At 47.6% G+C, this 14,853-nt stretch carries 15 protein-coding genes and 1 pseudogene; 10 read left to right on the plus strand and 6 right to left on the minus strand.

All coding sequences use genetic code 11. The features are described 5' to 3' along the window. Positions 1–195: 195 nt before the first annotated feature. On the minus strand, positions 196–1,050 hold the full coding sequence (locus tag QWY22_RS08815; RefSeq protein ID WP_300984041.1) for a site-specific integrase: 855 nt from the start codon (positions 1,048–1,050) through the stop codon (positions 196–198). Positions 1,051–1,278: 228 nt separating this feature from the next. Here QWY22_RS08815 and QWY22_RS08820 point away from each other — a divergent pair, with 228 nt between their 5' ends. From QWY22_RS08820 to QWY22_RS08835, 4 genes are all read left to right on the plus strand, one after another. After that, complete coding sequence (locus QWY22_RS08820) at positions 1,279–1,785, plus strand: DinB family protein (RefSeq protein ID WP_300984043.1); 507 nt, start codon at positions 1,279–1,281, stop codon at positions 1,783–1,785. A 125-nt stretch (positions 1,786–1,910) separates the two neighbouring features. Beyond that, a complete protein-coding gene (gene acnA / locus QWY22_RS08825; RefSeq protein ID WP_300984045.1) occupies positions 1,911–4,622 on the plus strand; it encodes an aconitate hydratase AcnA in 2,712 nt (903 codons plus the stop codon). Positions 4,623–4,910: 288 nt separating this feature from the next. Beyond that, positions 4,911–5,351 (plus strand): acyl-CoA thioesterase, encoded by a 441-nt coding sequence (locus QWY22_RS08830; RefSeq protein ID WP_036809127.1) that lies wholly within the window; start codon positions 4,911–4,913, stop codon positions 5,349–5,351. Then, the gene (locus tag QWY22_RS08835) at positions 5,335–5,637 is read left to right on the plus strand and encodes a hypothetical protein (RefSeq protein ID WP_300984046.1); all 303 of its coding nucleotides are present in this window, start codon (positions 5,335–5,337) and stop codon (positions 5,635–5,637) included. The genes QWY22_RS08830 and QWY22_RS08835 overlap by 17 nt, the downstream gene beginning before the upstream one ends. Positions 5,638–5,712: 75 nt before the next feature. On the opposite strand, the gene QWY22_RS08840 is transcribed toward QWY22_RS08835, so the two are convergent. The 3 genes from QWY22_RS08840 to plsY all read right to left on the minus strand — a co-directional run bounded on the left by QWY22_RS08840 (position 5,713) and on the right by plsY (position 7,121). Then, positions 5,713–6,108, minus strand: a complete 396-nt coding sequence (locus QWY22_RS08840; RefSeq protein WP_300984047.1) for a hypothetical protein — start codon at positions 6,106–6,108, stop codon at positions 5,713–5,715. Positions 6,109–6,206: 98 nt separating this feature from the next. Further along, positions 6,207–6,506, minus strand: a complete 300-nt coding sequence (locus tag QWY22_RS08845) for a HesB/YadR/YfhF family protein (RefSeq protein ID WP_300984049.1) — start codon at positions 6,504–6,506, stop codon at positions 6,207–6,209. Between the two features lie 24 nt (positions 6,507–6,530). After that, positions 6,531–7,121 (minus strand): glycerol-3-phosphate 1-O-acyltransferase PlsY, encoded by a 591-nt coding sequence (plsY, locus tag QWY22_RS08850; protein WP_300984051.1) that lies wholly within the window; start codon positions 7,119–7,121, stop codon positions 6,531–6,533. A gap of 224 nt (positions 7,122–7,345) precedes the next feature. On the opposite strand from plsY, the gene QWY22_RS08855 reads away from it, so the two are divergent. The 6 genes from QWY22_RS08855 to QWY22_RS08880 all read left to right on the plus strand — a co-directional run bounded on the left by QWY22_RS08855 (position 7,346) and on the right by QWY22_RS08880 (position 13,716). Beyond that, positions 7,346–7,753 (plus strand): CoA-binding protein, encoded by a 408-nt coding sequence (locus tag QWY22_RS08855; protein ID WP_263427823.1) that lies wholly within the window; start codon positions 7,346–7,348, stop codon positions 7,751–7,753. Positions 7,754–7,930: 177 nt separating this feature from the next. Then, the gene (gene parE / locus QWY22_RS08860) at positions 7,931–9,901 is read left to right on the plus strand and encodes a DNA topoisomerase IV subunit B (RefSeq protein WP_300984053.1); all 1,971 of its coding nucleotides are present in this window, start codon (positions 7,931–7,933) and stop codon (positions 9,899–9,901) included. Then, positions 9,898–12,327 carry a DNA topoisomerase IV subunit A gene (parC, locus tag QWY22_RS08865; RefSeq protein ID WP_300984054.1) on the plus strand — a complete coding sequence of 810 codons (2,430 nt, stop codon included), beginning with the start codon at positions 9,898–9,900 and terminating at the stop codon, positions 12,325–12,327. The genes parE and parC overlap by 4 nt, the downstream gene beginning before the upstream one ends. Positions 12,328–12,606: 279 nt before the next feature. Continuing rightward, positions 12,607–12,804: a hypothetical protein gene (locus QWY22_RS08870; protein ID WP_300984055.1), complete on the plus strand. Its 198-nt coding sequence runs from the start codon at positions 12,607–12,609 to the stop codon at positions 12,802–12,804. 192 nt (positions 12,805–12,996) lie between these two features. Further along, positions 12,997–13,479 (plus strand): DUF2975 domain-containing protein, encoded by a 483-nt coding sequence (locus QWY22_RS08875; RefSeq protein WP_300984056.1) that lies wholly within the window; start codon positions 12,997–12,999, stop codon positions 13,477–13,479. Between the two features lie 15 nt (positions 13,480–13,494). After that, positions 13,495–13,716 carry a helix-turn-helix domain-containing protein gene (locus tag QWY22_RS08880; protein WP_300984057.1) on the plus strand — a complete coding sequence of 74 codons (222 nt, stop codon included), beginning with the start codon at positions 13,495–13,497 and terminating at the stop codon, positions 13,714–13,716. Positions 13,717–13,941: 225 nt separating this feature from the next. Here QWY22_RS08880 and QWY22_RS08885 read toward each other — a convergent pair whose 3' ends face one another. Beyond that, the gene (locus QWY22_RS08885) at positions 13,942–14,274 is read right to left on the minus strand and encodes a hypothetical protein (protein ID WP_300984058.1); all 333 of its coding nucleotides are present in this window, start codon (positions 14,272–14,274) and stop codon (positions 13,942–13,944) included. Positions 14,275–14,351: 77 nt separating this feature from the next. Next, positions 14,352–14,691 (minus strand): annotated as a pseudogene (locus QWY22_RS08890) (hypothetical protein); the annotation flags it as partial. Positions 14,692–14,853: the final 162 nt, after the last annotated feature.

The following is a 14,853-nucleotide window of genomic DNA, read 5'->3' on the forward strand; positions in this document are numbered from 1 at the left end:
ACTCCTTAAAAGGAGATGAGAATATGGTATATGAAAACACTGAGAAATTGAACCGCCAGGCTTTCTGGTTTGTGGTCCTTCATACTTTGCTCATTATCAATTTTGCCATCGATTTTGAGGTGTTCATGTGAAACAGCCATTAAAATAACCTGCTCCCGCATACAAACGGGGAGCAGGTTATTTTAATGGAATAAGTTAATCCCGTTTCAAGCGGGTCAGGGAATCTTTCAGCATCCGGGAAGCCGAGTCGAGCGAGACACCCATGATTTCCTGGATTTCTTCCAGGTTTTTGTGTTCAACCGCGTATAAATGATGGACATAGGCAAAACGGATGTCCCCGGAACGGATCGGCGTGCCGAGAAACGCGGACAGCGATTCGGTATAGTCGGACAGCGATCCCATTTTAAACATGGTGTATTCGTCTTTCACTTTGGATGACAACAGGTAAGGGGTATTGCGGAAAACCGCCCGTTCAATGCCGTCCAGCATCACGGGAATTTCCTTTTCCGTAAATTCGATATGGACCACATAGCCGTCTTTCTTTTCAACGGTCAACTCGAGCACATCGCCGCGGTCGACAAAATCTTCCACTTCGATGGCTGCCATGTCACGCAGGCGAAGCCCGCGCATATATAAGAGGAAAAGAATTTTCGCCGTCAGTGATAATTGGTCGGAATCGAGCACCGACGCCTTCTTTTCCAAAAGAACTTCGTAATTGATATGGATATCAGATGGCCGCAAATCCAGTTTTTGATTGAATTTAAATTTCGGCATAAAATCCACCGGAATCCGGCCGATTCTCCACATATAATCGAACCATTGCCGAATATAAATCAGTTTCCGGTTCAAGGTGCTGTCCTTGATGCCGGTCGCGTATTCTTCCTGCAGAAACTTTTGAATATCAATCGGACGAATTTCATGGGGTTCCACTTGTTTCTTATATGTTTTTCGCAAATAAGCGAACAGCGAGCGGATCAATTGTACTTCATGGACAACCGTATTCGGACTAATGCCATTTTCTAACCGATACTTTTCATAACCATAAGGCATAAAGCAGCACCCCTCCTCCATAATTATCCTTAATTATACCACTAATCCGGAAAAATAGAACGTACTTTCCCTTGGGAAAAGCCTGTAAAACAGCGGTTTTATCAGGTTTTTAGCCTTTTGGGGCTGAATACGCCAGAAACAGGAAAAATTACACGAAAAGAAAGCTTTATTTAAATACGATAAGGGTATGCCTACTATAGAAGTCCATATCACAGATGGGGGATTGCAATGTTTAAAGAAGAGAACGCTAAAATCAGGAAGGCTATTTTACAAGCGGTGGAAGGCTGGCCGGACGAAGTCCTGAACAAGAAACCGTCCATGGATGAATGGTCGCCGATACAGATCCTCGACCACCTTTACCTGATGGAAGGGATGGTGGCTAAAAATGTGGGCCGGCAGTTGGAGAGCGAAAAAAGCGAAAAAGCAGTCAAGAAACCGATCCAGCTGACTGTCAGCCGCATGGTGAAAGTGGACGCACCGAAACACGTCGTGCCGTCCGAGGAATATATTTCCCTTACCGAGATGAAAAAACGGCTGGAAGATTCAAGGGCGCTCTTGCACCGCGTTTACGATGGGACTACGATTGAAGAGCTGGAAAATAAGTCGATGCCCCATCCGGTCTTCGGCAAGGTACCGCTTATCCAGTGGTTCCCATTTGTCGGACTTCACGAGAAACGGCATTTAAAGCAGTTGGAAAAGACCTTGGACAAACTCAAATCAGAAAAGACTGGGTAATTCATAAAACTTATTACAATGTATAAATTTAATGTAATTTACTTATGCTTCTCTTTTCGATATGATGGAGGAGGAGAAAAGACGCTTACCCGGCCTTTTCAAAGATTTAAAGGAGGAACATGATCATGGCAAAAAGCAGTTTGCACAACAGCCGTACTTCTTTTGAGCTAAATGGCAAAACGTATAACTACTATCGTTTAGCTGCTTTAGAAGAAGCAGGAATCGCGAAAGTATCACGCCTTCCTTACTCAATTAAAGTACTTTTGGAATCCGTATTGCGTCAGCATGACGGATATGTCATCAAAGACGAGCATGTAGAAGAATTAGCAAAATGGGGCAAAAACGCCAACAAAGATGCAGAAGTACCATTCAAGCCGTCACGCGTAATCCTTCAGGATTTCACGGGTGTACCGGTTGTCGTTGACTTGGCAGCACTTCGTTCAGCTATGTCTGAACTAGGTGGAGACCCGAACAAAATTAACCCGGATGTACCAGTTGATCTTGTTGTTGACCACTCTGTCCAAGTAGACAGCTACGGTTCTAACGAATCGTTGAAAATCAACACGAAACTTGAATTTGAACGCAACGCAGAGCGCTACCAGTTCCTAAACTGGGCTCAAAAAGCATACGACAACTACCGTGCTGTTCCACCGGAAACCGGTATCGTTCACCAAGTTAACCTTGAGTACTTGGCAAGCGTTGTCCATGCCATCGCAAACGAAGATGGAACATTTGAAGCTTACCCGGATACACTAGTTGGTACGGATTCTCATACAACGATGATCAACGGCCTTGGTGTACTTGGATGGGGCGTCGGCGGTATCGAAGCGGAAGCGGGCATGCTGGGACAACCTTCATTCTTCCCAATTCCGGAAGTTATCGGCGTTAAATTGACAAATGCATTGCCAAACGGCGCAACAGCTACTGATTTGGCACTGAAAATCACTCAAGTGCTCCGCCAAAAAGGCGTAGTTGGGAAATTCGTTGAGTTCTACGGCGCTGGTGTTACAACATTGCCGCTTGCTGACCGTTCAACAATTGCCAACATGGCTCCTGAATACGGCGCTACTTGCGGATTCTTCCCGGTTGACGAAGAAGCGCTTGATTACCTTCGCCTGACTGGCCGTGAAGACAGCCACATTGAAGTTGTCAAAGCTTACTTGCAAGCCAACGACATGTTCTTCGATGCAGACAAAGATCCTGTTTACACAGACACAATCGAACTTGATCTTTCGACAATCGAACCAAACTTGTCAGGCCCTAAACGTCCGCAGGATTTGATTCCATTGTCTGAAATGAAGACAGAATTCAACAAAGCGGTAACGGCTCCTGAAGGCCCGCACGGTTTCGCACTTAGCGAAGAAGAAATCAACAAAACAGCGACTGTGAACTTCAAAGACGGTTCAACAGCGGTTATGAAGACTGGTGCGATCGGCATTGCAGCGATCACGTCATGTACAAACACTTCTAACCCATACGTAATGCTGGGCGCTGGACTTGTTGCGAAAAAAGCAGCTGAAAAAGGCCTAATGCCACCGGCTTACGTAAAAACTTCTTTGGCACCAGGTTCAAAAGTTGTTACGGGCTACTTGCAGCAAAGCGGCCTGCTTGAGTACTTGGAGCAAATCCGCTTCAACTTGGTAGGTTACGGCTGTACAACATGTATCGGTAACTCAGGCCCAATGCTTCCTGAAATCGAAGATGCGATTTTAGACAGCGATCTATTGGTAACTTCTGTACTTTCCGGTAACCGTAACTTTGAAGGACGTATCCACCCGCTTGTAAAAGCGAACTACTTGGCTTCACCGCCGTTGGTTGTTGCTTATGCACTGGCTGGAACAGTTGATATCGATCTTCAAAACGACCCAATCGGACAAGACAAAGAAGGCAACAATGTGTTCTTGAGCGACATCTGGCCAACGACGGAAGAAGTCAACGAAGTCGTGAAGAGCACCGTTACACCTGAATTGTTCCGCAAAGAATATGCACGCGTGTTTGACGAAAACCAAACTTGGAATGCGATTGAAACAAATGACGATTCTTTATATGCATTTGACGAAGAGTCTACGTATATTCAGAACCCGCCGTTCTTCCAAGGACTTTCTGTTGAGCCAAAAGCGATCCAGTCTCTGGATAACTTGCGCGTAGTGGCTAAATTCGCAGATTCAATTACAACTGACCACATTTCACCAGCTGGCGCAATCGGCAAAGATACTCCGGCAGGGAAATACTTGCGTGAAAAAGGCGTAGAACCTCGTAACTTCAACTCTTACGGATCTCGCCGTGGTAACCATGAAGTGATGATGCGCGGAACGTTCGCAAACATCCGTATTCGTAACCAAGTGGCACCAGGCACAACAGGCGGTTTCACAACGTACTGGCCAACTGGTGAAACTCTGCCGATCTACGATGCAGCGATGAAATACCAGGAACGCGGCACAGGACTTGTTGTTCTTGCCGGCAAAGACTACGGCATGGGCTCTTCACGTGACTGGGCTGCCAAAGGTACATTCCTTCTAGGCATCAAAACAGTCATCGCTGAAAGCTACGAGCGTATTCACCGTTCAAACCTTGTGATGATGGGTGTTCTTCCGTTGCAATTTGTAAACGGACAAAACGCTGACTCACTTGGCTTGACTGGCCGCGAAAGCATTTCTGTCAACTTGACTGACGACGTGAAACCACGCGACGTCCTGAAAGTAACAGCAACTGCTGAAGACGGTACCGTTACAGAATTCGACGCACTTGTGCGCTTCGACTCTGAAGTAGAAGTAGACTACTACCGCCATGGTGGTATCCTGCAAATGGTATTGAGAAGAAAACTGGTTGAAGCATAAGAGAAAAGCGGAAGCGTCCGTTTAGTCCCGACAAGCGCTGGAGGGCTTACTGTGAATGGCGAACTTTGCCATTTGCTGTAAGACCGAAGCGACTCGAGGGACTGGACGCTGCAGCTGGACAAGAAAAGCGGAAACTGCGAAGTAAAAAAAGATCAGACGTCCCCTGAATCAGGACGTGTGAATCTGAGCAAGTCAATTCCTTACACTCAAATAAGGCTGCCCTCGGGCAGCCTTATTTTTTATTTATCGAACGATTTTCTGTATACTTACATAGAGGTGAAAGAGAACATGCATATAAGCGACAAAGAAATCGAAATCCGCTACGCGGAAACCGATCAAATGGGCGTGGTGTACCACGCGAACTATATTATCTGGCTGGAAATCGGCCGGACGCAATTGATTGAAGACCTGGGCTTTACTTATGCCGGGATGGAAAGTGAAGGCTACCTGTCACCGGTGACCGATATTTCGATCCAGTACAAAGCGGCCATGCGCTACGGCCAAAAAGCGACGGTGCGTACGTGGGTGGAAGACCACGGACGCCTGCGCACCACGTACGGCTACGAAATACTGCACGAAGACGGAACGATTGCCGCAACCGCAACTTCTGAACACGTGGTAGTTAAAAAAGATTCGTTCCGCCCGGTATCATTGAAGAAAATCTATCCGGAATGGCACGAGAAATACGAAGAAATCAAAAAGCAGGCCACTGATGGCGTTCGGAGTTAAGCGAGAGGAACTGAACCGCTGGAAACACAATGTCGAGGCGGGCCAAATCGCATTTTTGACGCATTACTGGATCGATGAGCGTTTTCCGGGTTGTGCAACGGTCACAAAAGTGGGCTGTAGCGACCTGGATAAGCTGGAAGAATGGGGAAAACAATACGGCTTGAAGCGTGAGTGGATGGATCTGCGGGGCAACTACCCGCATTTTGATTTGTTCGGAGAGCATCAGCGCCGCATTTTGTTGGCAGAAGGACAGGCGGAACATCTACGGCGGTTCGACCTGTATTAGAGGATTACCTTTCTTTTTAGACTGCGGGCAGCGCACAAGCTGTCCGCAGTTTTTTTACGAAGAAAACCAGAAGGACTACAAATCGATGAAATCTTCGATGTACGCTTGCAGCTCTTGTTGAATGTCCTGTAAATTTTCATCCAGCAAGTCTCCGACCAGCCGGCTGCCGGGGAGGTTCTGAGTTACAGGCAAACCTAAAAAGAGCCGCTCACATGTCCAAATGGGGATGTTATGCAAATCAATGAGTTCCCCGTGGTCATCGCAAATGCTGACGACAAGCGAAGAACGGTATCCAGGCTGGAAAGGATCGGTGCCGTCTTTTTCAACTCCGGCATCGAGCACTTTGTATTCCTGCAGGAACAAACCTTGAAAGCGGGGAAGCCAGCTTTCCACATAGCGAGTAAGTTCCATTTCCTTGCGATGGATTTCCTGCTTTAACGACTCGTTGAATTCTTTCTGGCGAAACCGCATATCCAATTCCTTCTTTCCATGAGAAGTTTCTTTCTGTCAAATGACAATAATGCCGATAAAAAAACACTGCCGAAGCAGTGCAGGTCGATCTTTTTCAGTTAGGCACTTTCCTTTTCGTAGGAATAGTCCAATTCCTTTAATTCATCGTTTACGGTAACGTGCAAATCGTGTCCATCAAAATACCAGACATCGGTTTGTTCCACATAATAAGTGACGCCGTCGTGTTCAAGTACCACTGTGGCTTCTGATGGGACATCTTTTGTCACGCCGAGCGAGAAGCCGGGCTGAAGTTTGCTCGAACCGCCATAGCGGACGTAAAACCGGACCGCTTCTCCTGCTTCGACTTCCATTTCTTCATGAAACCACTTGAACGCATCTTCACTGATGTCGATTTTCACTCCATGCACGCCCTTTCGTAGACATTACCATTTGATTTTCGGTTCGGTTCCTGCCTTGATTCTGCCAATATTCGCCCGGTGACGGTAAATGATGAATGTTGCCAAAACAATGATGACTGCCAGGAACAAGTAGTCGCCTGTATTGATTGCATAAATGGTGGTGTAGATGACGGCTACAACCGCCAAAATGATGGAGGACAGCGAAACCATCTTGGTGATTTTCAAGGTGATCAATAGGACCGCCACCGCTACCAGGAAAAGCGGCCATTGGTACCCCAGCAGGATGCCGCCGGAAGTCGCTACGGCTTTGCCGCCTTTGAATTTCGCGAAAACCGGGAACATGTGGCCAACGACAGCAATCACCCCGAAGATCAGCGGGTGGATATTGGTGTCGATATAAAGCGGGATCAAGGTGGCTGCTGTCCCTTTTAAAATATCCAGTACGGTCACGACGATCCCCGCTTTGGCGCCTAAGGTCCGGAACGTGTTGGTCGCGCCGAGGTTGCCGCTTCCTTTGGTCCGGATATCTGTGTTGTAAAAGATTTTTCCAATCCACAATGCGGAAGGAATTGAGCCAAGCAAATAAGCTAAAAGTACTGGAAGCAATATATCCATTTTGAACTCCTTTGAACCATACTATTTATCCTGCATCAACAGCCAAAAAACGGCCATTAAAACCCAAGCGAGGGACTGCCGGTTGGGCTGGATCGCCCACGGAATGCCATTTCACTTTACGTTTTTAGTTTAACACGAAGCGAGTTCTTTGAACAATATGTCTCTGATTGTTCACCTGACTCCCTCAAATAAGGTATGATAGAATAAAAGGACAGGTGATTCTCATGAACAATCCAAGCCGTGAAGAAATCAAGAAAATCCTCGATACTGCAAAAACTATCGCAGTCGTGGGCCTAAGCCCGAATCCGAACCGGACTTCTTATATGGTATCTGAAGCGATGCAAAAAGCGGGTTACCGCATCATTCCGGTCAACCCCGTTGCCGACGAAGTGCTGGGGGAGAAAAGTTATGCGACGCTCGCTGATATCCCGCATCCGGTCGACATCGTCAACGTCTTCAGACGCAGTGAATTTTTGCCGGAGCTCGCAAAAGAGTTTGTCGGGATCGATTGCCCTGTGTTTTGGACGCAGTTGAATGTGGTAGATGAAGACGTTTTCAATGAATTGGCGGATGCCGGCTACACCGTAATTATGGACCGCTGCATCAAAGTGGAACACGCCATCCTGAAGTAGTGGAAAAGGGCAGCCAGCATAATCAATAATTCCAATGGCTGGCCAACCGGCAGTAAATCCGATTTAGGCAGAAGGGCGCTCTGCGCTCTTTTTTCTATGATAATTGACAGATGGCCGGGTTACCGATACGATTAAAAGAGAAGAAAGTACGAACAGATGTTTGTTGGAGGGAACTTAATGGCAAAAACTAAAAATACGGCATACAACGAAGAAGCGATTCAAGTACTCGAAGGCCTAGATGCCGTTAGAAAACGCCCGGGTATGTATATTGGTTCGACCGACACCAGAGGGCTTCACCATTTGGTCTATGAAATTGTTGATAACTCTGTCGATGAAGCACTCGCCGGATTTGGAGATAGAATTACCGTAACGATCCATGAAGATAACAGCATCAGCGTCCGGGACTACGGACGCGGAATGCCGACCGGCATGCACCGAAGCGGAAAACCGACGCCTGAAGTCATCTTGACTGTGCTTCATGCCGGCGGGAAATTCGGCCAGGGCGGCTATAAAACGAGCGGAGGCCTCCACGGAGTTGGGGCGTCCGTTGTCAACGCGTTGTCGAAATTCCTGGAAGTGACGATTTACCGGGACGGCAAAAAATACCGCCAACGGTTTGAAAACGGCGGCAAAGCGGTCACGACGCTCGAAGAAATCGGATCGACCAAAGAAACCGGCACAACGATCCATTTCTTGCCGGACGAATCGATTTTCTCAACCACCAAATACAATTACGAAACGCTCAGCGAACGGCTGTGTGAATCAGCGTTCTTGCTGAAAGGCCTGAAAATCGAACTGATCGACAAACGCACGGAAACTGAAGAAACCTTCTTTTTTGAAACGGGCATTGAAGCGTTTGCCGCTTATTTGAACGAAGAAAAAGACGTGTTGCATCCGGTTGCCTATATCGAAGGGGAACAGGACGACATGGAAGTGGAGTTTGCGTTCCAGTTTAACGACGGCTATTCCGAAACGATCCTATCGTTTGTCAACAACGTCCGCACGCGTGACGGCGGGACGCACGAAACCGGCGCGAAAGCCGCAATGACGCGTGTCTTCAACGATTACGCACGAAAGATCAATTTGTTGAAAGACAAAGACAAAAACCTGGAAGGATCGGACATCCGCGAGGGGCTTGCGGCCATCGTATCGGTCCGGATACCGGAAGGCCTTTTGCAGTTTGAAGGCCAGACGAAAAGCAAGCTCGGCACAAGCGAAGCGAGAAGCACGGTTGATGCGATTGTTTCCCAGAAACTGATGTACTTTTTAGAGGAAAACGCCGACCTCAGTGCGTCGCTTGTCCGTAAAGCCATCCGTGCCTCCCAGGCGCGCCTCGCAGCCCGAAAAGCACGGGAAGATGCCCGAAACGGCAAAAAGCGCAAAAAGTCGGATGTGCTGCTGTCCGGCAAATTGACGCCGGCCCAGTCGCGGAATGCGTCCAAAAACGAATTGTATCTAGTGGAGGGTGACTCTGCCGGAGGTTCTGCCAAACAAGGCCGGGACCGCACATTCCAGGCGATTTTGCCGCTTCGGGGGAAAGTCGTCAATACCGAAAAAGCGAAGCTGGAAGAGATCATGAAAAACGAGGAAATCTCGACAATCATCCACGCTATCGGCGGCGGCGTATCGAGCGATTTCTCGATTGAAGACATTGCCTACAACAAAATCATCATCATGACCGATGCCGATACGGACGGCGCCCACATCCAGGTGCTGCTGCTGACGTTCTTCTACCGCTACATGAAGCCGTTGATCGAAGCGGGGAAAGTGTTTATTGCCTTGCCGCCGCTCTACAAAGTATCCAAAGGCGTCGGCAAAAAAGAAGTCGTCGATTACGCCTGGACGGAAGCGGACCTGGAAGCGTCGACGAAAAAAGTCGGAAAAGGCTATATGCTGCAGCGCTATAAAGGGCTAGGCGAGATGAACGCCGACCAATTGTGGGAAACGACGATGAATCCGGAAACCCGGACCTTGATCCGCGTGACGATCGAAGACGGTGCACGGGCTGAAAGAAGAATTACGACACTCATGGGCGATAAAGTAGAACCGCGCCGCAAGTGGATTGAAAACAACGTCGATTTCGGAATGGAAGACGACGCCAATATTTTAGAAAATGATTTGATACATGCTGAGGAGGAAGTTGTATGACACAAACCGAACGTTTTCAAGATCTGCCCTTAGAAGAAGTCATCGGCGATCGGTTTGGGCGTTACAGTAAGTACATCATCCAGGACCGGGCATTGCCGGACGCGCGGGACGGGCTGAAACCTGTACAGCGCCGGATTTTGTATGCCATGTACAAAGAAGGCAACACGAATGACAAAGCGTTCCGGAAATCGGCCAAAACGGTCGGGAACGTCATCGGCAACTACCACCCGCACGGAGACACTTCTGTTTACGAAGCGATGGTGCGGCTGAGCCAGGATTGGAAAATCCGCCATATGCTCGTTGAAATGCACGGCAACAACGGTTCGATGGACGGCGATTCGCCGGCTGCAATGCGTTACACGGAAGCGCGCTTATCGGCGATTTCAGGGGAATTGCTGCGTGATATCGACAAACGCACCGTGGAATTCATCCCGAACTTTGACGACTCCGATATGGAGCCGACGGTACTTCCGGCAAGCTTCCCGAACCTGCTGGTGAACGGGTCGACCGGGATTTCTGCCGGTTACGCTACGGATATCCCGCCGCATGCACTGCATGAAGTGCTTGATGCAGTCCTGATGCGCATGGACAAGCCCAACGCGACAGTCGATGAATTGATGACGGTGATCCAAGGCCCCGATTTCCCGACCGGCGGCATCATCCAAGGCGTCGACGGCATCAAAAAAGCATATGAAACCGGCCGCGGCAAAATTGTCGTCCGCTCAAAAGCGGATGTCGAGCCGTTAAAAGGCGGAAAAGAACAAATCGTCATTACCGAAATTCCGTTTGAAGTGAACAAAGCGAACATGATCAAAAAAATTGATGACCACCGCTTTGACCGCAAACTGGAAGGCATTTCGGAAGTGCGCGACGAGTCGGACAGAACCGGCCTGCGCATTGTCATCGAACTGAAAAAAGACGTCGATGCAAATGGCATTTTGAACTATCTGTACAAAAATACCGACCTGCAAGTGAGCTATAACTTCAACATGGTCGCGATCTACAAACGCCGTCCGACGATGATGACCTTGCAGTCGATGCTTGACGCCTATATCGACCACCGCAAGGAAATCGTGACAAAGCGTTCAGAATACGATCTGCAAAAAGCGAAGGACCGCATGCATATCGTCGACGGTTTGATGAAAGCTTTGTCGATTCTTGATAAAGTGATCAAGACGATCCGGGCATCGAAAGACAAGCGGGATGCGAAAAACAATTTGATTTCTTCATTTGAGTTTTCCGAAGCGCAGGCAGAAGCGATTGTTTCCCTTCAGCTATACCGCTTAACGAATACCGATATTACGGATCTGCAAAACGAGGCAGCTTCCTTGAAGAAAACAATCGATGAACTGACGGGCATTTTAACCAGTGCCACAAAACTGAAAAACGTCATCAAAAAAGAATTGTCGGCTGTCCGTAAGCAGTTTTCAGAACCGCGCCGTTCCGTCATCGAAGAGAAAATCCAGGAAATCACGATTACCCGTGAAGTGATGATTCCAAGTGAAGACGTCATCGTGACTGTAACTAAAGAAGGCTATGTGAAGCGTACCAGCCCGCGTTCGCATGCGGCATCAAACGGCCAAGGCTTTGCGATGAAAGACAGCGATCACCTGCTGTATGAAGGCAATTTGAATACGCAGAACACCATTCTGTTGTTCACGTCAAACGGCAACTTCGTCTACCAGCCGGTCAACGAACTGCCGGACATCAAGTGGAAAGACCTTGGCCAGCACTTATCGAGCATCGTCCAGCTCGAACCGAACGAATCGATCCTGTCGGTTTATCCGTTTGAAAACTTTGAGGCGGACGCCAGCATCCTGACGGTTTCGAAGCTGGGCATGGTCAAACGTTCAGCGCTTCAGGACTACCACGTCCAGCGCTATTCCCGCACGATCAAGACGATGAACCTGAAAAAAGGCGATTCAATGATCTTTGCCGGGCTCGTGACCGATGAAACCGAACTGTTTATCGCCACGAACCAAGCATACGGCGTACGTTTCCCGTTAGACGAAGTGCCGATTACTGGACTCCGGACAGCGGGCGTCAAAGGTGTGAATTTGAAAGACAATGATTTTGCAGTGTCCGCAATCATGCTGGATGCAGAAGAAAAGCAGGAACTGGTTCTGGTAACGAACCGAGGAGCTGCTAAGAAGATGAAGCTGCAGGAATTTGAAACAGGCGGAAGGGCAAAGCGCGGCGTGGTGATGCTGCGTGAATTGAAAGCCAATCCTCACCGTGTGGTGGCCGTTGTCGGCACCTTGGGCAGAGGCGAAGAAATCCTGATTGAAACGGCAAAAGGCGTGCGTTTAACGCTTGCTGTCAACAACTTAAAACCGGTTGACCGTTATTCGAACGGATCATTCGTCCTTGATGAAGGAACCGATGGCACGCCGGTGACCGTCTACCGATTAGAGAAAAAAGAATAGCAAAACAAAAGCGCCTCCTTGCCGGGAGGCGCTTTTTCTTGTTCATAAGCAATCACTTATAAGTACAATATTATTGTTATGTAATCTAAATTCCATCTAATTGTAAACTTCTGGTATACTGGATAGAGCAATCAAAGCTACTGATTTTTTGAAATGAGTTGTTGTAGTAGCCATGAATAATCGATGCTGGAAGGCGTAAAAGGGGGGAACGGATGAAAAGATCAACTTTTTGTCAGCTTATTGTTCATGCTTTTAGCTTTTGGGGTCTATTTCCGCTTTATGGACCCGTTGTTGGATTCAAACCGCTGGTTGGCTTTTGCCGTTTTCCTGTTAATCTGGATGGCGGTGCGCGTGGCTGGCCGGGCACTTGAAGGACGATTTGAATTTTTGGACAAACAGATGGATCCGCAAACCAGTGTCTGGCTGACTGTCGGGGTGTTCATCGTGGTCCCAGTGCTGGTGTTTTCACTGGGTTAATCTCTTTGATCAGCCAACAAACAAAACTACTGACGAAACGTTCTTCCGCATGGAAGAGCGTTTTTCATTTGGATATAACGTATTTTTTCTAATTAAACAATAATATTATAGTAAAATTCAATATTATTTTATTGCAAAACGATAAATATGCTGATAAAATCAAAATAACAAGAAAGAAGCGAGGTGCTTATAATGAAACACGGTTCGACCCTCTTTTTGAAGATTGTCATCCTATTATTGGGGCTTCCGGTTCTGGGCGGCTGCTTGTACGGATTGACGCGCTTTAATCCGAATTCGCCTTACTGGGCAACGCCAGAGCTGGAAAAATTGCAGTATCCATTGTTGATCGGCATGTATGCCGCGATGATTCCATTTTTCATCGCGTTGTACCAGACGCTTAAACTGCTTGGTTATATTGACCGCAACCAGGCATTCTCGGAATTGGCGGTAAAGTCATTAAAACGCATTAAATACTGCGCGATGATCATCAGCGCCCTGTTCGTGCTCGAGCTGCCGTTCTTTTACTGGCTGACGAAAGCGGACGACGCGCCGGGCATCCTGATGGGTCTGTTTGTGATTTTCGCTTCACTGGTGATTGCCGTCTTTGCGGCAGTTCTCCAGAAACTGCTGCAAGATGCCATCCGCATCAAAGCGGAAAACGATTTAATCGTCTGATCTGAGGTGAAAGCAATGGCAATGATCATCAATATTGATGTAATGCTCGCAAAACGAAAAATGAGTGTTACCGAACTTTCAGAACGTGTCGGCATTACGATGGCGAACTTGTCCATCCTGAAAAACGGCAAAGCCAAAGCGGTCCGGCTGTCCACACTGGAAGCCATCTGCCAAGCGCTTGACTGCCAGCCGGGCGATTTGCTGGAATACCGCAGTGAGGAACGCCCAAATCGCTAAGGCAGTGAAACGAAGTATAAGAATCTGTGTGCTGAATGGTTCTCATAAATACGAACTGGCTTATAAAAAGCAAAAAACACTTAAATTCGCGGGTTCCGCCCTGGATTTAAGTGTTTTTTGTATTAAATATACAGCGGAAAACGCATTGAAATTTCCAAACGGCTAAATTTGCTTTCTAGATACTCATCATCAATCCAACAGTTGTGGTTTTGGAGCTTAAGACAATCATTCTTTTTGTCCAGGCGATTGTTGCAGCAAATGCCGGTTCCCTTGTGTATCTTCTGCAATGATGAACTCTTTGCTATATATAACGGAATAAATTTTAGTGCCTTCCTCGAAAGAATTGGATTGAAAATTGCTTGGAAGTGTTGAAGCTGATACTTTTTTGGTGATGTTGCCGATCAATTGGCCGGTTTCATAGCCCGAGATCTGTTCTTCAGTGCCGTTATACTCGACATCATTGACGACCACAATCATCGCATAGCTCCCAGAACCGGTACCTTGGCTGCAAGCAGCTAGAAAGAACGCAACCACCACAATCCTCAGAACTTTTAGCAACTGCATCCCACTCCTTTGAAATTCATTTTACATAGTTTACCATTAATTTGGAGGATAGAAATGGATTCTATAAAAATTTAGTCATTAACCAGTAATTTTATTTGCAGAGTACAAAAAGCACCTTCCGGCTGGAAAGGTGCTTCTATGCTTTTCTTTAGCTGAAGCAGGACTACCCGAACCGGCCGGCTTGAACAAACGCCGGTTCCCTGCACGTTCAACTCTACGTGCTTCGCGGCATCTATCTCCACAAAAGTGCACAACAATAAATCGGACCTGTTCATAGCCGGTCGCTATCAGGAAAGTCGGAGTGCAGCCATAGCTTTTCACGCCGATGATGTAAAAATCCTTTTCGGACTGGCGCAGTTCCTGTTCTCCGTGCGGCCGGACTGTGCCGCAGCTATGAATATTCGGGTCAAGTGCTTTGGACTTCTGTTCAAAGAGATCAAGGTCCGAAGAAGAAATCGGTTTTATACTTAAAGCCATGCAATTTCCTGCTTTCTATTAATCAAATACAAATAAAAAGAGCGGACAAGAGTTTTCTGGAATTTCCTTGAATCTATCGCGAGTTACAGATAAGCT

Origin of the sequence: Planococcus liqunii (genome assembly GCF_030413595.1) — a bacterium.
Lineage (GTDB): Bacteria > Bacillota > Bacilli > Bacillales_A > Planococcaceae > Planococcus > Planococcus liqunii.